A 16,382-nucleotide genomic window follows, 5' to 3' on the forward strand; every position below is an offset into this window, starting at 1 on the left:
CGTCAGTCCACAGTGGTCAGTCCACAATGGTCACGTCCGCCACCTGGGTCAGGCCCGACACGTTCAGCACCCGCGCCAGTAGCGACGACGCCACGATGCGCAGCTCGTGGTCGTCGGTGTAGGCGAACAGGCTCGTCAGCCCCGAGCTGTCCAGGTACTCCACCCGCGTCAGGTCGACCGTCACCGGGCGCACGTCGCGCGTCGCCAGGTCCAGCGCCGTCCGCAGCTCCTCCACGTTCGTCAGGTCGATCTCACCGGTGAGGGTGAGCACGCGGCCTCCGTCGGGGGCTTCGCCGAGCGAGGTCGTGAACGGCGTGGACATCTACCTGGTCCTCCACTGCAGGGTGACGATGGTGCCGGTGTCGGAGGTGTCGACCACGACCTCCTGCGCGAGGGCCCGCATCATGTCCAGGCCCCGGCCACGCAGGACGTGGTTGTCGGGCGGCGGGATGCGCCACCGGCCGGTGTCGGTGACGACCACGGTCAGCCTCCCTTCGGACAACCGGGCGGTGAGCCCGACGTCCGCGGTCCGGCCGGGGTAGGCGTGTTCGATCGAGTTGGTGACCGCCTCGCCGACGGCCACGAGCACGTCCTGCGCGAGGTGCCGGTCCAGCCCCGCCCCGAGGCACCACTCCCGCAGCGCGCCCCGCATCGGCGCGAGATTCTCCGGGTCCGCGTGCCACGTGCCCGCGAAGTCCGGGATCGACCTGCGGTACAGCAGCAGCGCCACGTCGTCGTCGTAACCCGCGTCGGGCTGCAGGGACCGCATCAGGCGCGACGCGAGGTCCTCCAGGTCCTCCGCGCGCCCCTCCCGGGCGACCTCGGCGGCCCGGTCGATCCCCACGTCGAGCGGCTGGCGCCGGCGCTCCACCAGCCCGTCGGTGTAGAGCAGGAGCACCCCGCCCGACGGGACGACCACCTTGGTCTCCTGCCTCGCCACGTCCGTCCCGACCGCCAGCGGCACGCCGTTCCCCTGTTCCAGGCACCGGACCGCCCCGGCCGCGTCGACCAGGATGCCCGGCGGATGACCGCCGCTGCTGTAGGTCAGCGTGCCGGTCTCCGGATCCAGCACGCCGCAGAACACGGTCGTGCAGGCCGCGCCCGGCACCTGGTCGGCGAACCGGTCCAGCGCGGTGAGCGTGTGCCGCGGGCTGCCCGCCTCCAGCAGCAGTGCCCGGCACGCGCTGCGCAGCTGGCCCATCACCGCGGCCGCGGGCAGCCCGCGGCCCACGCAGTCGCCGACGACGATCCCGGTGCGCCCGTCCGGCAGCGGCACCACGTCGTACCAGTCGCCGCCGACTTCGAGCGGCGGCGTCGCGGGCTCGTAGCGCACCGCGAAACCCGGCGGCAGCTGCGCGGGGCCGAGCACCGAGCGCTGCAGGGCGAGCGCGACCGCGCGCTGCTGGTCCGCGACGTGCGCGCGGCGCAGGGCCTGCGCGAGCGTGCCGCACAGCAGCACCAGCAGCGTCTCGTCCTGCGCGCCGAGCGGACGCGCCGGATCGGGCTCGACCCAGATCGCCAGCTGCCCGTCGGGATGGTCCACAGTGGTCCCCGCGCCCGGATTTCCCTTGGGTTCGAAGGAGTTCCCGGCGTGCAGCGGCGGCAGGGCACGCAGGTCCGCGATCGTCCGGCGCAACGGTTCGGGCAGCTCGTGCCAGTACGTGGCGCGGTTCTCCGTCGACACCACGTCCGGCGCCTTGCCGTCCCGCCACGTCGCGGCCAGCACCCGCCGCGCCCCCCACAGGTCACGCAGGAACTCCAGCGCCTGCTGCACCACGTCGGGCTCCCCGGCCGCGCGGGCGAGGCGCTGGCTCAGCTCCGAGAGAGCGCTTTCCCGCTGCACCGTGTAGCGCTCCGCGGTCACGTCCCGGATCGTGCCGACGACCCGGCGGCGGGCCTGGTCGTCGTACACCGCGTTGAAGTTGAGCGCCGCCCACACCCGGTGCCCGTCGCGGTGGCGCAACGGCAGCACGAAACTGCCCGACGGTTCGGTGCGTGTGAGGGCGAAGGACCCGCGCACCTCGGCGTACGCGGCGGGATCCTGCTGCGGGTCCGGCCACCACGGGTGCTCGGGCTCGTACGGCACGCCCTCGGGGCCGAAGCCGAGCAGGTCGCCGAACGCCGCGTTCACCTCCACCACGGCCCCGTCGGCGTCGCTGACGAAGAACCCCTCCTGCAGCGAGTCGATCAGCGCCGCACGCCAGCGCGTGTGCTGGGTGCGCACGCGCGCGAGCTCCACAGTGGATCGGACGCGGGCGAGGAGCTCGCGGGCGGAAAACGGTTTCACGAGGTAGTCGTCGGCGCCCGCGGCGAGCCCCTCGATCGCCGCCTCCTGCCCCGCCCGCGCGGACAGCAGCAGCATCGGCACACCGGCCGTGCGGGAGTCGGCGCGCAACGCCGACAGCAGGCCGAGCCCGTCCAGGCCCGGCATCATCACGTCGCTCACCAGCAGGTCGGGCGGCTCGCGCAGCGCCGCGGCGAGCGCGGCCTTGCCGTCGGCGACGGCCTGGACCCGGTAGCGCGGCCGGAGCAGGCGGACGAGGTAGTCGCGCATGTCGGCGTTGTCGTCGGCCACGAGCACGTGCGGGCGCCGCTCGCCGGGATGCGGCGCGGCGGCTTCCCCGTTCTCCCCGGTCTCCGCCGTGCCGTCGGGCAGCCACCGCAGGGCCTCCTGCACGAACGGGTCGGCGGTCTCCGCCGTGACCCCGTCCGCGGTGGCCGTGGACACCACCTGCTGGGCGGGCAGGTGCGCCGACCCGAACGGCAGCCGGACCGTGAACACCGTGCCCGCGCCGGGCGTGCTCTCGGCGGTGATCGTGCCGCCGTGCAGGTGCACCAGCTCCCGCACGAGCGCGAGCCCGATCCCGCTGCCCTCGTTCGACCGGGCGCGGACCGACGGGATGCGGTGGAAGCGCTCGAACAGCCGCGGCAGCTCGTTCGCGGCGATGCCGATGCCGGTGTCCGCGATCGTCACGACGGCCTCGCCGTCCGCCTCGCCCACCACGACGCGGATGTCGCCGTCGAAGGTGTACTTGACCGCGTTGGACAGCAGGTTGAGGACCACCTTCTCCCACATCCCGCGGTCGGCGAACACCGGACCGGACAACGGCCGGCAGTCGACCTCGAACCCCAGCCCGGCCTTCTCCACCGCGGCGCGGAACAGGCTCGCCAGCTCCGCGGTGAACCCCGCCAGGTCGACCGGCTCGTAGCGGGCCTGCATGCGGCCCGCCTCGATCCGGGAGAAGTCGAGCAGGTTGTTGACCAGCTTGCCCAGCCGCAGCCCGTTGCGGTGGATGACCTCGACCTCCTCGCGGAGGCTCTCGTCGGCGAGCCGCTCCCGCAGCTCGCCGACCGGGCCGAGGATCAGCGTCAGCGGGGTGCGGAACTCGTGGCTGATGTTGGCGAAGAACCGCGTCTTCGCCTCGTCGAGCGCCACCAGCTCCTCGGCCCGCCGCTGCTGCTCCTGGTAGGCGACGGCGCTGTTGATCAGCGCGGCGGACTGCTGCGCGACCAGGCCGAGGAACGTCCGGTACGACTCGTCGAGCGCGCGGCGCGAGCTGGCCGCCAGCACCATGACCCCGACGGTGTCGGCGCCGGTCTCGCCCTGCAGCGGCAGCACCGCCGCCTCGCCCGGTGGGGCGGTCCAGCCGCCGGCGGGCAGGTCGCCGAAGCGCTCCGCCACGTCCGTCACGAGCCGCGGCTCGCCGTCCCCGAGCACCTCCGCCAGCGGCCAGCCGCCGGGGCCGTCCGGCCGCGGCCGCGGTGCCGGGCCGGTGGCCGCCACCAGCTCCAGCTCGCCGTTCTCGCCGCACAGGTGGATCGCCGCGTACGGCACGTCCTCGGCGGCGCCGCGCAGCACCTCGGCCACCAGCGCACACGCCTCGGGCACGGTCTTCGCAGTTCCCGCGTGCGCGCCCAGCTCACGCAGCCGGGCGAGCCTGCGCTCGCCGATCACGCGCTCGGTGGTTTCGCTGACCGCCGTGAACACGCCGCGGACCGTGCCGTCGTCGTCGTGCAGGGGGCTGTAGGAGTAGGTCCAGTAGGTCTCCTCCCAGTAGCCGTGCCGGTTCATCGGCAGCAGGAGGTCCTCGGACCAGGTGGCCTCGCCGGTGCTCATCACCCCGTCGAGCATCGGGCCGATGATGTGCCAGATCTCGGTCCACACCCGCTCGCCCGGCTTGCCCAGCGCGGGGTGCTTGGTGCCCAGCAGCGGCAGGTACGCGTCGTTGTAGAGGAACCGCAGCTCCTCACCCCACCAGATGATCATGGGGAAACGCGAGGTGAGACAGATCCGCACGGCCGTGCGCAGGGCGGCCGGCCAGGTCTCGGGTGCGCCGAACGGGGAGTCGCCCCAGGCGAAGTTCCGCATCCGGGCCGCCATCCGGCTGGCGCCCGGGAACAGCGCGTCGGGACCGCCGCTCATCGCCACTCCTTTCCGGGTCTGTGACATTACCCGCTCGGGTCATGACCGACCGCGTGTACGCGCACCACCTGGTCGGGTGAGCCCTTTTGCCGTCGTGGCTGATCGCAGTAGGGTGTGGCGCTCCGGGAGGCCGAAGGCGTCCGGCCCGGCGTCCACAGCCGTTCCCGAGAGGAAACCCCCGACAGATGATCACGCTGAAGAAGCTGCCGTTCGGCAAGGTCCGGGTGACCTTCTCCGTCGAGAAGGACCAGTTCCCGGGCGCGACGAGCGTCGTGGGCTGCTTCAACGACTGGACCCCCGGCAGCATCGTGCTGCGCGGCCGGTCCAACGGGCGGAAGTCGGCCTCGGTCACCCTGCCCTCGGGCAGCGTCCTGTCGTTCCGCTACCTGAGCGAGGGCGGCCACTGGAGCGACGACCCGGCCGTGGCCGACCGGGACGACCGCGGCAACCCCCGCATCGCCGTCTGAGATCTTCGGCGCGAGTTCGGCCGCCGTTCGCGCGGCGCCGGTAGGTTGCGGGCCCATGGCTTCCCGTACCGCTGTCACGCTCGCCGCAGGCGCCCTGCTCGCCTGCGGTCTCGCCGCGCCCGCGGCGGCCTCCGCCGCCCCGGCGCGCTCGTGCTCCTCCTGGGTGAACATCGAGTCCTTCTCCGATGCACTCGACAAGACGACCTTCGACAACACGTTCGTGGGTAATCTTTCGGCGCTCGCGGTCGACCGGAACGGCGACCTCACCGCCCTCTCCGACCGGTCGGCACTGTTCACCCTGGACCGCCGGACGAAGCAGCCCACCCGCGTCGTGCCGCTGGCCGACGCGAACGGGCAGGCGCTGGACTCCGAGGGCCTGGCCATCGACCGCGACGGCACGCGCCTCGTCACGTCCGAGGTGGAGCCGTCGATCGGCCGTTACACCCCGGACAGCACGCTGCTGGACCGGCTGCCCGTGCCGGACTCGCTGCGCGTCGCGCCCGCGGGCCGGGCCACGACGAACGCGACCTTCGAGGGCCTCACCCTGCAGCCGGGCGGCCGGACGCTGGTGGCGTCGATGGAGCAGCCGCTGTCCGGCGACCAGGCCGACCTCGTGCGGTTCCAGACCTGGGAGCGGACGCGGGGCGAGTTCGCGCTCGCGGCGCAGTACGGCTACCGCGTCGACGTGGGGCTCGGCGTCGCCGAAGTGACCGCGACGGGTGACGGGCGGCTGCTCGTGCTGGAGCGCGGGTTCACCGCCGGCGTCGGCAACACCATCCGCCTCTACCTCGCCGACCCGCGTGGCGCGACGGACGTCAGCGGCGTGGACACGCTGTCCGCACAGGACGTGCGGCTGGTGCGCAAGACGCCGCTGGCCGACCTGGAGGACTGCCCGTCGCTCGGCGCGACCGCCAAGCAGCCGCAGCTCAACCCGCTGCTGGACAACATCGAGGGGATGGCCGTGCTCGGCACCGCGCCTGGCGGGCGACTGCGAGTGCTGCTGGTGAGCGACGACAACCAGAGCGCCACCCAGATCACCCGGCTGTACTCGCTGAGCGTGGCCCTTCCGCGCCGCTGAGGATTTCCGGGGCGCCACCGCGGGTACTTCCGGACGATGAACCTGCATCGACTGCTGAGCGCCGCCGAACGCGTGCGCGTGCTGGACCGCCCCGCCGGTGCCGTCGCCCGCGGACTGCGCACGCTGCTGCGGAACCCGCGGGTGGACGGCGCCCTGCGCGGCTCGTGGCTGGGGCACCCCGTGCACCCGCTGGTGGTGACGCTGCCGATCGGCGCCTGGACCAGCGCGACCGTGTTCGACCTGGTGCTCGACCGGCCGGACACGGCGCGGCGGCTGCAGGGCCTCGGGCTGGCCGCCACCCCGCCCGCGCTGGTGTTCGGGCTGGCCGACTACTCGGGGCTCGACCCGGTGCAGCGCCGGACGGGCGCGCTGCACGCGGTCGGTAACGTCGTGGCGTCGGGCTGCTACCTCGCGGCGTGGCGGGCGAAGGACCGCACGGCGAACCGGGTGTGGAGCCTGGCGGGCATGCTCGCGATGAGCGTGAGCGGCGCGCTCGGCGGGCACCTGTCCTACGCGCAGGGCGCGGGCGTCCACCGCTGGGAGCCGGTGCCGTTTCAGCGGCGGCCCGCGGTGACCGACCCCGCGGCGGCGGGCTGGGAACCCGCCGCCCGGTAACGGCGGCCGGCCTCGGCGTACCAGCCCAGTGCCAGCACGACGGCGAGCGCGATCTCCACGACGTCCCCGCCGTAGTACATGAGTTCGGCGCCCCGCGGCACGTCGGCGAAGGAGACGTGCGGCGGGGCGCTGAGGTACAGCGTCTTCGCGAGCACGCCGTGGGCCGCCGACGCGGCGACCAGCGTCACGCCCCGCAGGACCAGGCCGTACCTCCGCCGCAGCGGATCGAGCTGCAGCACTGACGCCGTGAACAGGATTCCCGCCACCAGCACGTGGAAATGCACGAGCGCGTGCAGCCACGGGTGCTCGTGCGTGGCGGCGAAGAGCGGCGTCCGGTAGAGCACCCACAGGCCGCCGACGTCCAGCAGCGCCGCGACGGGCGGGAACACCAGCCAGCCCGCCGGGCGCGAGTGCACCAGCCGCAACAGGAGCCGCCGCGGACTTCCGGGACGCAGCGCGCGGAACGCGAGCGTGACCGGTCGCCCGAGCACGAACAGCAGCGGTGCCACCATGCCCAGCAGCACGTGCTGTCCCATGTGGACGGTGAACGCCCCGCCGGGCAACGGAGCGAGTGCCGCCGCGGCCACCGACACCGCTCCCCCGCAGAACGCGAAAACCCTTGTCGCGGGCCAGAAATCGCCCCGCAGGCACAGGTGGACCGCCGCCGTCACGTAGGCGACGGCGGCGGCCACCGCGAGCACGGCGAGCGCCGTCACGCCCGGCGCACCAGTACCAACCCGGCGACGATCAGCAGTACGGCGAGCACGTTCCACGTCCAGTCGTACGGCACGAGGTCCACGCCGTAGCGGATCTGGTGCAGCCCCAGCAGCTTGTGCTGGATCGTGCCGTCGTACAGCTGGAACACGCCCGCGCCCAGCAGGATCCCCGCCGTGAAGCGCCGCCACGACAGCGTGCCGCGGCGGCGCAGGTCGGCCATCAGCACCAGCCCGAGCACGACGGCGAACCACCCGAAGGCGTGGAACAACCCGTCCGACACCAGTCCTATGTCCGAAGTGGACTTGTCGTAGAAGTGGTGCCAGTGCAGCAGCTGGTGGAAGACCGTCTCGTCCACGAAGGCCGCGATGCCCACGCCCACCAGCACACCGGACCAGCCGGAGCGGGCCCGGTGCGCCACGGGTGCTTGTGCCATGGTCAGACCCGGGCGGCCGTCCGGCGCGGCACCAGCAGGCCCAGCAGGATCATGCCCACCGCCAGGCCCAGGTGCAGCCAGTTGTCGGCGGTGTTGAGGGGCACGAAGTTCGCCGCGCTCTGGTGGTCGATCACCAGGCCGTAGATCCACAGCACCAGGTAGATCACGCCGCCGGCGATGAGGAAGTTCCGTGCGCCGGCGGGCGTGCGGGACAGCGCGAGCCCCGCGACGCCGAACAGCAGGTGCACGATGTTGTGCAGCACCGACACCGCGAACACGCCGAGCAGCATGGCCATCGAGTCGTGGCCCGCGAACGACATCATGTCGTAGTCCGTGGTCACGCCCGGGATGAACCCGAGGATGCCCACGAGCAGGAACACTCCTCCGACCACCGCCGCGACGATCTGGACCGGCGCCCGGGTGGACGTGGTTGCTGACGAGCTCATGGGACTCCTCCTCGATGGGGATATCAGGTGAGCGGGAGACTTCCCCTCCGCCGCCCGGATACTCCCCGAGTGAGCAGGTTTTTCACCCGGTCCGGCGAGCCCGCAGCACGGAGTCGCCCACGTGCACCTCCCGTCCTTCGCCGTCCTTGGTGACGCGTGGCCTCGTTTCGGCGACTTCGACCTGCCAGCCGTCACCCAGCAGCGCGATCGTCTCGTCGAGCGTGAAGTACAGGTCGAGCGCGTCGGGCCGGTGCACCGCGATGTGCCGCGCGTCGTGGCCCACGATGAGCAGGGTGCCGCCGGGGGCGACCGCCTGCGCGAGGTTCCGGTACGCGGCCGCCTGCGGTTCCCGTGACATGTGCAGGTAGTGCGCGGACACGAGGTCGAACCGGCGTTCCGGCGTCCACGTCGTCACGTCGGCGTGCAGGAACTCGATGTCGAGGTCCGCGTCCTTGGCGTGGGCGGTGGCGCGTTCGAGCGCGGCGGGCACGAAGTCGACGCCCGTCACGCGCCAGCCGTGCGAGGCGAGCCACAGCGCGTCACCACCTTCCCCGCAGCCCGCGTCGAGCGCCGTGCCGGGCGGCAACCCGGTGACCTCGGCGACGAGCTGCGGGTTCGGCTTCCCGCTCCAGACCGTGGGCCGCGAGCGGTAGATCTCTTCGTAGGACTGGTGGTCGGACATCGTCACATCCCGTGTCGTCGGTTGCCGGAGACGGTTTCGGCCAGCACCCGTTCGTTCTCGACGAGGGTGTGTGCTGCCACGGCGCGGTCGGTCTCCTCCTCGATGAGGTCGGCGTTGATCGCCGCGCCCGCACCGAGCCCCGCGGCCGCGGACACGACTACCTGCGCGGACAGGTTCGTGACGTTCCCCGCGACCCACACACCCGGCACGGTGGTCCGTCCCGTCGGATCCGCCGGGACGTAGGTGCCGAGGACCTGCTCGCCGAACTGCTGCTCGACGGGTTCCAGCCCCAGCGAGACCAGCAGCTCGGAGCGGGCGGTGAACCGCGGCGCCACCACGAGCGCCTGCCGGGGCACGACCTCACCGGACTCCAGCCGCACGCCGGTGAGGTGGTCGTCCCGCACCTCCAGCCCGGCCACGGTGCCGTCGACGACGCGGATGCCGCGCGCGGCGAACTTGGTGAGCGTCTCCGCGTCGAAGTCCGGGGCGGTGTGCCGGAACACGATCACGTCTTCGGTCAGCTGGCGCCACAGGAGGGCCTGGTGCCCGGCCAGCGGGCCGGTGGCGAGGATGCCGACCGCCTGGTCACGGGCCTCCCAGCCGTGGCAGTAGGGGCAGTGGAGGACGTCGGTGCCCCAGCGCTGCGCCACGCCGGGGACGGCGGGCAGCTCGTCGACGAGCCCGGTGGTGACGAGCAACCGCCGTGCGCGCACGTGCCGCCCGTCGTCGAGCGTGACGCGGAACCGCTTGTCGGGCAAGGCTTCCGCGCCGGTGGCGGTGGCGGAGACGAACTCGCCGCCGTACCCGGCGACCTCGTCGCGGCCGATTTCGAGCAGCTCGCGCGGCGGGGTGCCCTCGCGGCCGAGGTAGTTGTGGATGCCGGCGGCGGGCGCGTTGCGCGGCTGCCCCGCGTCGACCACGAGGACCGACCGGCGGGAGCGGGTGAGCGCGAGTGCCGCGCCGAGCCCGGCGGCCCCACCGCCGATGACGACTACGTCGTAGGTGTCTCTCATGCCTCGCACTATCCGCACGATCGGCCGAACTGACAAATTCACTTGCCGCTTTGGCAAAACCGGTGGTGGCCGCTGCTAGCGTCGAGGGTGTCGTCCGTCCCTGGAACCGGGAGGAAACCCTTGTCCCGCCTCGGCCTCCGCATTCCCCGCGAACTGCCCGCCCGCCGCGTCACCGACCTCGCCCGCCGGGCCGAGCGAGCCGGGCTCGACGAGGTCTGGATCGTCGAGGACTGCTTCTACGCCGGTGCCATCGCGATCGCCGCCACGGTGCTCTCGGCCACCGAGCACGTCACGGTGGGCATCGGCGTGCTGCCGACCGTCGCACGCAACCCCGCCATCGCCGCCATGGAACTCGCCGCCCTCGCGGACCTGTACCCCGGGCGGCTGATCGCCGGCTTCGGGCACGGCGTGCCCGCGTGGATGCGCCAGATCGGCGCGTACCCCGCGTCCCCGCTCGCCGCGCTCGACGAGACCCTCACCGCGATCCGCCGCCTGCTCGCGGGCGAGGAGGTCACCACCGACGGGCGGCACGTGCACCTGGACGCCGTGCGGCTCGAGTTCCCGCCCGCGGTCGCACCGCCCCTGTTCGCCGGGGTCCGCGGGCCGAAATCCCTCGCCGTGGGCGGAAAAGCGGCCGACGGGACCATCCTCGCCGAGCCCGCGACGCCCGAATACGTCCGCGCCACCAGGGAAATCGTCGGCGAGCGGCACACCATCACCACCTACAACTGGTTCGCCCTCGACGACGATCCCGCGCGTGCCCGGGCCCGCGTGCGCGCGGACCTCGTCGCCGCGCTCACCCCCAGCACCGGGCCGCACCTGCGGCCGTTGCCGTTCGGCGAGGAACTGTTCGCCCTGATCCGCCAGGGCCGCGCGGACGAGCTGCGCGACGAGTGGATCGACCGGCTCACCATCAGCGGGCCGCTGGACCAGTGCGCCGCGCAACGAAAAGCGTTGCACGACGCGGGCAGCGAGTCCGTGGTCCTGCTGCCGCTGCTCGCCGAGCCGCTGGAGGACGCGATCAGCGCGGCGGGCGAGCTCGCGCGGCACGGCGGAACTCCGCCGGTGTCCGGCCCGTCTCCCGTTTGAACACCTGCCCGAAGTGCGACGCGCCGCGGAAACCCCACCGCGCGGCGACCGCGGCGACGGGCACGTCCGCCAGCAGCGGGTCGGCCAGGTCGCGGCGGCAGTGGTCCAGCCGCCGCTCGCGGATCCACGCCCCCACCGTCGTCCCCGTCGGCTCGAACAACACGTGCAACTGCCGCGGGGACACGAAGTGCGCGGCCGCGATCCGCCGCGGGTCCAGCGCCGGGTCGGCCAGGTGCTGCTCGACGTACTCCTGGATCTCCGCCAGCAGTACCTCGTGGCGTTCCGGCGCGCGCCCGGCCAGTTCGGTCCGCACCATCGTGACCACGAGATCCATCACGTGCCGCACCGCGGCCGGACCCGCCGGGCCCAGCGTCTCCAGGTTCCGGTTGAGGCTCAACAGCATTCCCCACACCGCCGCGCGCATCCCCGGCTCGCACTCGAACGCGCGGGCGGTGATCCCGGCAGGCCGGCACGGGCCCAGCCAAGCCTTGGGAAACCGGACGCACGTGGACCGGTAGCCGTCGCCGACGGTCAGCGCGGCGGGCTCGGCCGAGTCGTACAACGCGAACAGCCCGGGCTTGAGCACCGCGACCCGGTCCTGCTGCGCCAGCCGCAGCTCGCCGGACAGCTGCAGCGTCATCACGTAGAACCCGGGCTCCGCCTCGGAAATCGTGGCGCTGTCCCGGTACGCGGCGTGCTTCCCGGACTCCAGGTCGACGAAGTTGACCCCGCCCAGCGAGCGGTTCCTGATCGTGCCGCCGAACGCCCGCGGGGAGTCGCAGTCGAAGCGGAAGCGCAGCACGCTGCGGCGCACGGCGTCGGTCCACGAGCCGAAGGCGACCCTCGGCCCGCCGCACACGGCCAAATCCCCGAACTGGTCGGTCAGTGACGTCATCGTCGATCCCCACCGCCTCGCAGCTGTCGGAGATCACCCCACGGTAGCCGGTCCTGCGCGCGTTCGACAGAGCTCTGCGCCGGAGCGACATGACCGCCACGGGGGCCGCGTTTAGCGTGCGAATCATGGCGGCACCACACCTGAGCGGCGGGTACGAGGTCACCGTGCGGCGGGGCCAGTTCTGGGTTCCGGGCGAGCGGGTGGCCGCCCCGCACGGCACCGTGCAGCGCGCACCGATGTTCGTGCAGTGGGAGGCGCCGCGCGAGGTGACGCACCCGTATCCGCTGGTGCTCGTGCACGGCGGTGGCGGGCAGGGCACCGACTGGCTCGGCACGCCGGACGGGCGGCCCGGCTGGGCGACGCGGTTCGTCGAGGCCGGGTTCGCCGTCTACGTCGTGGACCGCTGCGGGCACGGGCGCTCGCCGTACCACCCGGACGTCGTCGGGCCGATGGGACCACAGCTGCCCTACGAGGCGGCGGCCACGCTGTTCGCGTCGGAGAACACGACGTGGGACACCGACCAGCTGCTGGCGTCGATGGGCCCGCTGCCCGCGGACCTCGCGGCGTCCCAGCGCCTCGACGCCGACCGGTTGTCCCGGCTGCTCGACGTGACCGGTCCCGCGGTGCTGGTCACGCACTCGGCGGGTGGTCCGGTCGGCTGGCTGACCACAGACGCGCGGCCGGACCTCGTGGTGGCGATCGCCGCGATCGAGCCGATGGGCCCGCCGTTCACCGACTTCCCCGGGCTCGGTCCGCTCACGTGGGGGCTCACCAGCGCGGAGATCACCTACGACCCGCCCGCGGTGACGCCCGCCGACGCCGCCGGGCGGCGGATTCCCGCGCTGGCGGGAAAACCGGTGGTGGTCGTCAGCGGTGGCGCGTCCGCGTTCGCCGGGTTCACCCCGCAGATCGTCGAGTTCCTCAACGCCGCGGGCGCGCGGGCCGAGCACCTGCACCTGCCCGACTGCGGCATCACCGGCAACGGCCACGGGCTCGTCTTCGAGAGCAACTCCGACGAGACCGTCGAACCCGTCATCGAGTGGATCACGGCGAAGGAGACCGCATGAGCCTGCACGTGAGCGAGGAGTTCGACCGCGTCTCCGCCCGGCTCGACGAGATCGGCCCGCTGCTGCGGGAGCACGCCGAGAAGGGCGAGGAGCTGGGCAGGCTCACCGACGAGGTGGGACAGGCACTGCACGACAGCGGCGCGTTCAAGATCGGGATCCCGCGCGAGCTGGGCGGGTACGAGTTCTCGCCACGCCAGGTCATCGACACGATCGCCCGCATCGCCTACCACGACGCGTCGGCGGGCTGGGCGTTCATGGCCGTGCAGATGGTCACCGGCTCCACGGCCGCGTACCTCGGCGACGAGGCGGTGGCGGACCTGTACCCCGACGTGCCGGGCGGCCGCTACGCCCTGATGGCGGGGCAGGGCACGCGGCTGGGCAAGGCGGTGTGTGCCGAGGGCGGCTACCGGATCAGCGGGCAGTGGGGTTTCGCGTCCGGCATCTCCCTGGCGACCCACGTCCACACGGCGGCGTTCTGCGAGGAGACCGGGCAGGCGCTGATCTTCACGTTCCCCAAGGAGCAGGCGACGCTCGACGGCAACTGGGACGTCATGGGTCTGCGTGCCACGAACAGCATCGACTACACCTGCGACAACCTGTTCGTGCCGGAGACGCACGTGTTCGAGATGTCCACAATGGACGCGCGGCACGGCGGTGCGGTCTACCGGATGGGGTTGATCAACCTGGCCGGCATCTGCCACACCGGCTGGGCGCTCGGCGTGGGGCGGCGGCTGCTCGACGAGCTGAAAGCCCTGGTGGGGCGCAAGACCGGCACGCCGGGCGCGTCGGTGGACACGGGCCAGTTCCACGCGGAGTACGCGCAGGCGGAGGCGAAGCTGCGGGCCGCGGAGGCGTGGGCGAAGCAGGTGTGGGCCGACAACGAGGCGACGCTCGACGCGGGCGACCTGCTGTCCACGGAACAGGAGACGCTCACGAGGCTGATGCTCAACCACACCACGTGGTCGGTGCACGAGGTGGGGCTGACGGCGTACAAGTGGGGCGGCACGACGGCCCTGCGCCGGGGCGACCTGCAGCGGTACTTCCGCGACCTGCACGCGGGCACGCAGCACGTCACGTCGAGCCCGGTGGTGCTGCAGAACTGCGGCCGGTGGCTGGCCGGACTGGCCCCCGAGGCACGGTGGGTGTTCCTGGAACTGCGAGGCTGAGGGGGTCAGCCCCGGTACCGGGCCGCGGCCTTCGTCGCCACCGAGGCGCCCCGCACGGCGTTCTCCGCCTCCGCGAGCTGCTCCAGCGCCGCCGGGTCGTCGAGACCCGGGACGCACACGACCTCGCCGCTGCGCAGCGCCGCCAGCGAGGCCAGCACGACGTCCTCCGCGGGCATACCGTGCTCGCCGCGCTGTTCCTCCTCGCCCGCGACCGGCTCCAAGCCCGCTGTGAAGTGGAACTCCGTCGCCGTCAGACCCGGGCACAGCACCTGCACCGTCACGCCCGCGTCCGGCCCCAGCTCCGCCGCCAGCGTCCGCGTGAAGGTCACCAGGTACCCCTTCGACCCGGCGTACGTCACCCGCCACGGCAACGGATCCGGCGGCAACCCACCGGAGAAGGCGAGCAGCGAAGCCACGTTCACCAGCGCCCCGCCCCGCGCCCGCAGGCCCGGCAGCGCGGCCCGCGCCAGCGCGGTGGGCGCGGCGACGTTCACGGCCAGCACCCGCTGCAGCAACGCGGGATCGGTCTCGTCGAACGGGCCGTACCCGTTGATGCCCGCGTTGTTCACCAGCAGCGCCACGTCGTCGGCGGCCACGCGCTCCGCGACCCGCGCGACGTCCTCGGGCAGCGCCAGGTCCGCGGACAGCGTCTCGACCTCCACGCCCGCCGACTTCCGCAACTCCGCCGACAGCGCCTCCAGCCGCTGCCCGCGGCGCGCGACCAGCGTCAGCTGCCAGCCCAGCTCGGCCAGCCTGCGCGCGTACTCCGCGCCGATCCCCGACGAAGCGCCGGTGACCACCGCCGTCCGGCCCTCGCCCCGTACCTCGAAACCCATACCGCCCTGCTACCCCCGGCCCGCTCGCCGAAACTAGTGTTTGCCCTTGTCGTGCCCCAGCTTCTTCCCGTGGTCGGCCTCCTGGGCGACCTCCGCGGGAGCCGGCGCGGGCACCGGTGCCGGTGCCGCGGCACGGACCTCCTGCGTGACCGTGACCGGTGGCGGTGGGGGCGCCGCGGGCGCGGTGCGCTCGCTGGTGAGGACGGTGTCCGTGCCGATGAGCAGTCTGTCGAGCGCGATGCGGTGCACCTCGTGGGCGATCGTGCCGTCCTTGAGCTTCAGGTCCAGCACGACGGTGACGGCGGAGCCGTCGGCGTGCGGCGCGCTCGCGGTCACCGTCGCCACCTGCGACCAGTACGCGAGGAAGGCATCCTCGCCCTGCGCGCGCCGCTGCGCCGTGAGCCGTCCCCACGCCTCGCCCGCCTTGCCCGGCAGCAGGGCGTAGTAGTCGGCCACGGCCTTCTCCTGGTCCATGGCGGACGGTGCGGCGGTCGCGGCGACGACGGGCGGAGTCGCGGGCGAGGACTTGTCGAGCACGAGGTACGCGATCATCGCGAACACGGCCAGCGCCCCCGCGATCGCCGCCAGCAACCGCCGCCGGGGCCGCGGCAGCGACAGGGTCACGGGCAGCTCGCGGCCCTGGGCGATGGCACGCAGCTGCGCCGCGGCCTCCTCGGCGGTCGGCCGGTCGACGGCGTCGTGGGCGAGCATCGCGGTCAGCACCGGCGTGAGCGGGCCCGCCTGCCGCGGGGGCCGCAGCTCGCCCGCCGCGATGCGATACAGGACGGCGTAAGGGTTTTCCACGTCCCGGCCGAACGGCGGGGTGCCCTCGACGGCGGTGTAGAGGGTCGCGCCGAGCGAGTACACGTCGGACGCGGGCAGCGGGCGCCTGCCGTGCACGGTCTCCGGCGGCAGGTACGCGGGGGTGCCCGCGACCATCCCGGTCGCGGTGATCGTCGCGTCGCCGGACGCGTGCGCGATCCCGAAGTCGGTGAGCTTCGCGCCCTCGTCGGACAACAGGATGTTGCCCGGCTTGACGTCCCGGTGCACGATCCCGGCCTCGTGCGCCGCGGCCAGCGCGTCGGCGACCTGCGCGCCGATCTCGGCCACCTCCGTCGGCGGCAGCGTGCCGCGCTCGGCGAGCACCTCGGCGAGGCTGTCGGCGGACAGGTACTCCATCACCAGCACCGGCAGCCCGTCGTCCTCCACGACGTCGAAGACCGCGACGGCGTGCGGATGGTGCAGCCGCGCGGCGATCCGGCCCTCGCGCAGCACCCGGTCGCGGAGGTCGCCGGCCTCGTCGACGGGCAGCACCCGTTTGACGGCGACCCGCCGGCCCAGTCGCTCGTCGAACGCCCGCCACACCGAACCCATGGCGCCGGAACCGAGTTCCTGCAACAACCGGTAGCGGCCCGCCACGAGGTCGCCCACCGCGCCCGCCCGCGCAGAGATCAC

Annotated in this window: 16 protein-coding genes; 6 read left to right on the top strand and 10 right to left on the bottom strand. The window is 73.2% G+C overall.

Annotated features, from left to right (window positions below):
- Window positions 1-16 precede the first annotated feature (16 nt).
- Both FHX82_RS30095 and FHX82_RS30100 read right to left on the bottom strand, forming a co-directional pair.
- Window positions 17-322 (bottom strand): STAS domain-containing protein, encoded by a 306-nt coding sequence (locus FHX82_RS30095; RefSeq protein WP_145937012.1) that lies wholly within the window; start codon window positions 320-322, stop codon window positions 17-19.
- Window positions 323-4,423, bottom strand: a complete 4,101-nt coding sequence (locus FHX82_RS30100; protein ID WP_145937013.1) for a SpoIIE family protein phosphatase — start codon at window positions 4,421-4,423, stop codon at window positions 323-325.
- A gap of 185 nt (window positions 4,424-4,608) precedes the next feature.
- Here FHX82_RS30100 and FHX82_RS30105 point away from each other — a divergent pair, with 185 nt between their 5' ends.
- From FHX82_RS30105 to FHX82_RS30115, 3 genes are read left to right on the top strand one after another with little or no spacing between them, the layout of a single operon-like run.
- Window positions 4,609-4,890 (top strand): early set domain-containing protein, encoded by a 282-nt coding sequence (locus tag FHX82_RS30105; protein WP_145937014.1) that lies wholly within the window; start codon window positions 4,609-4,611, stop codon window positions 4,888-4,890.
- A gap of 55 nt (window positions 4,891-4,945) precedes the next feature.
- Window positions 4,946-5,968, top strand: a complete 1,023-nt coding sequence (locus tag FHX82_RS30110; protein WP_145937015.1) for an esterase-like activity of phytase family protein — start codon at window positions 4,946-4,948, stop codon at window positions 5,966-5,968.
- Between the two features lie 36 nt (window positions 5,969-6,004).
- The gene (locus tag FHX82_RS30115) at window positions 6,005-6,583 is read left to right on the top strand and encodes a DUF2231 domain-containing protein (RefSeq protein ID WP_145937016.1); all 579 of its coding nucleotides are present in this window, start codon (window positions 6,005-6,007) and stop codon (window positions 6,581-6,583) included.
- Here FHX82_RS30115 and FHX82_RS30120 read toward each other — a convergent pair.
- The 5 genes from FHX82_RS30120 to FHX82_RS30140 all read right to left on the bottom strand — a co-directional run bounded on the left by FHX82_RS30120 (window position 6,523) and on the right by FHX82_RS30140 (window position 9,874).
- Window positions 6,523-7,299 (bottom strand): cytochrome c oxidase assembly protein, encoded by a 777-nt coding sequence (locus FHX82_RS30120; protein ID WP_221216725.1) that lies wholly within the window; start codon window positions 7,297-7,299, stop codon window positions 6,523-6,525. The genes FHX82_RS30115 and FHX82_RS30120 overlap by 61 nt on opposite strands.
- Entirely contained in the window at window positions 7,296-7,733 is a 438-nt protein-coding gene (locus FHX82_RS30125) for a DUF2243 domain-containing protein (protein ID WP_145937018.1), read from the bottom strand. The genes FHX82_RS30120 and FHX82_RS30125 overlap by 4 nt, the downstream gene beginning before the upstream one ends.
- A 2-nt stretch (window positions 7,734-7,735) precedes the next feature.
- Window positions 7,736-8,179 carry a DUF4383 domain-containing protein gene (locus FHX82_RS30130; RefSeq protein WP_145937019.1) on the bottom strand — a complete coding sequence of 148 codons (444 nt, stop codon included), beginning with the start codon at window positions 8,177-8,179 and terminating at the stop codon, window positions 7,736-7,738.
- Window positions 8,180-8,261: 82 nt separating this feature from the next.
- Window positions 8,262-8,861: a class I SAM-dependent methyltransferase gene (locus FHX82_RS30135; RefSeq protein ID WP_145937020.1), complete on the bottom strand. Its 600-nt coding sequence runs from the start codon at window positions 8,859-8,861 to the stop codon at window positions 8,262-8,264.
- Between the two features lie 2 nt (window positions 8,862-8,863).
- Window positions 8,864-9,874: an NAD(P)/FAD-dependent oxidoreductase gene (locus FHX82_RS30140; RefSeq protein ID WP_145937021.1), complete on the bottom strand. Its 1,011-nt coding sequence runs from the start codon at window positions 9,872-9,874 to the stop codon at window positions 8,864-8,866.
- A 120-nt stretch (window positions 9,875-9,994) separates the two neighbouring features.
- On the opposite strand from FHX82_RS30140, the gene FHX82_RS30145 reads away from it, so the two are divergent.
- On the top strand, window positions 9,995-10,963 hold the full coding sequence (locus FHX82_RS30145; protein ID WP_221216726.1) for an LLM class flavin-dependent oxidoreductase: 969 nt from the start codon (window positions 9,995-9,997) through the stop codon (window positions 10,961-10,963).
- Here the strand turns inward: FHX82_RS30145 and FHX82_RS30150 are convergent.
- A complete protein-coding gene (locus FHX82_RS30150; protein ID WP_145937023.1) occupies window positions 10,896-11,858 on the bottom strand; it encodes an AraC-like ligand-binding domain-containing protein in 963 nt (320 codons plus the stop codon). The two genes, FHX82_RS30145 and FHX82_RS30150, sit on opposite strands and share 68 nt — an antisense overlap.
- Window positions 11,859-11,983: 125 nt before the next feature.
- On the opposite strand from FHX82_RS30150, the gene FHX82_RS30155 reads away from it, so the two are divergent.
- Both FHX82_RS30155 and FHX82_RS30160 read left to right on the top strand, forming a co-directional pair.
- Window positions 11,984-12,925 (top strand): alpha/beta fold hydrolase, encoded by a 942-nt coding sequence (locus FHX82_RS30155; RefSeq protein ID WP_229880989.1) that lies wholly within the window; start codon window positions 11,984-11,986, stop codon window positions 12,923-12,925.
- A complete protein-coding gene (locus FHX82_RS30160; RefSeq protein WP_145937024.1) occupies window positions 12,922-14,091 on the top strand; it encodes an acyl-CoA dehydrogenase family protein in 1,170 nt (389 codons plus the stop codon). The genes FHX82_RS30155 and FHX82_RS30160 overlap by 4 nt, the downstream gene beginning before the upstream one ends.
- A gap of 5 nt (window positions 14,092-14,096) precedes the next feature.
- Here the strand turns inward: FHX82_RS30160 and FHX82_RS30165 are convergent, their stop codons facing one another.
- Window positions 14,097-14,927, bottom strand: a complete 831-nt coding sequence (locus tag FHX82_RS30165) for an SDR family NAD(P)-dependent oxidoreductase (RefSeq protein WP_145937025.1) — start codon at window positions 14,925-14,927, stop codon at window positions 14,097-14,099.
- A gap of 33 nt (window positions 14,928-14,960) precedes the next feature.
- Window positions 14,961-16,382: a serine/threonine-protein kinase gene (locus tag FHX82_RS30170; RefSeq protein WP_229880987.1), complete on the bottom strand. Its 1,422-nt coding sequence runs from the start codon at window positions 16,380-16,382 to the stop codon at window positions 14,961-14,963.

The organism is Amycolatopsis bartoniae (genome assembly GCF_014191255.1).
Classification (GTDB): domain Bacteria; phylum Actinomycetota; class Actinomycetes; order Mycobacteriales; family Pseudonocardiaceae; genus Amycolatopsis_E; species Amycolatopsis_E bartoniae.

What these genes read in the sequence shown, in the direction of transcription:
- FHX82_RS30165 (WP_145937025.1), bottom strand. Translation starts at nt 14,927, where the DNA reads ATGGGTTTCGAGGTACGGGGCGAGGGCCGGACGGCGGTGGTCACCGGC.
- FHX82_RS30140 (WP_145937021.1), bottom strand. Translation starts at nt 9,874, where the DNA reads ATGAGAGACACCTACGACGTAGTCGTCATCGGCGGTGGGGCCGCCGGG.
- FHX82_RS30100 (WP_145937013.1), bottom strand. Translation starts at nt 4,423, where the DNA reads ATGAGCGGCGGTCCCGACGCGCTGTTCCCGGGCGCCAGCCGGATGGCG.
- FHX82_RS30160 (WP_145937024.1), top strand. Translation starts at nt 12,922, where the DNA reads ATGAGCCTGCACGTGAGCGAGGAGTTCGACCGCGTCTCCGCCCGGCTC.
- FHX82_RS30135 (WP_145937020.1), bottom strand. Translation starts at nt 8,861, where the DNA reads ATGTCCGACCACCAGTCCTACGAAGAGATCTACCGCTCGCGGCCCACG.
- FHX82_RS30130 (WP_145937019.1), bottom strand. Translation starts at nt 8,179, where the DNA reads ATGAGCTCGTCAGCAACCACGTCCACCCGGGCGCCGGTCCAGATCGTC.
- FHX82_RS30125 (WP_145937018.1), bottom strand. Translation starts at nt 7,733, where the DNA reads ATGGCACAAGCACCCGTGGCGCACCGGGCCCGCTCCGGCTGGTCCGGT.
- FHX82_RS30155 (WP_229880989.1), top strand. Translation starts at nt 11,984, where the DNA reads ATGGCGGCACCACACCTGAGCGGCGGGTACGAGGTCACCGTGCGGCGG.
- FHX82_RS30095 (WP_145937012.1), bottom strand. Translation starts at nt 322, where the DNA reads ATGTCCACGCCGTTCACGACCTCGCTCGGCGAAGCCCCCGACGGAGGC.
- FHX82_RS30115 (WP_145937016.1), top strand. Translation starts at nt 6,005, where the DNA reads ATGAACCTGCATCGACTGCTGAGCGCCGCCGAACGCGTGCGCGTGCTG.
- FHX82_RS30110 (WP_145937015.1), top strand. Translation starts at nt 4,946, where the DNA reads ATGGCTTCCCGTACCGCTGTCACGCTCGCCGCAGGCGCCCTGCTCGCC.
- FHX82_RS30105 (WP_145937014.1), top strand. Translation starts at nt 4,609, where the DNA reads ATGATCACGCTGAAGAAGCTGCCGTTCGGCAAGGTCCGGGTGACCTTC.
- FHX82_RS30150 (WP_145937023.1), bottom strand. Translation starts at nt 11,858, where the DNA reads ATGACGTCACTGACCGACCAGTTCGGGGATTTGGCCGTGTGCGGCGGG.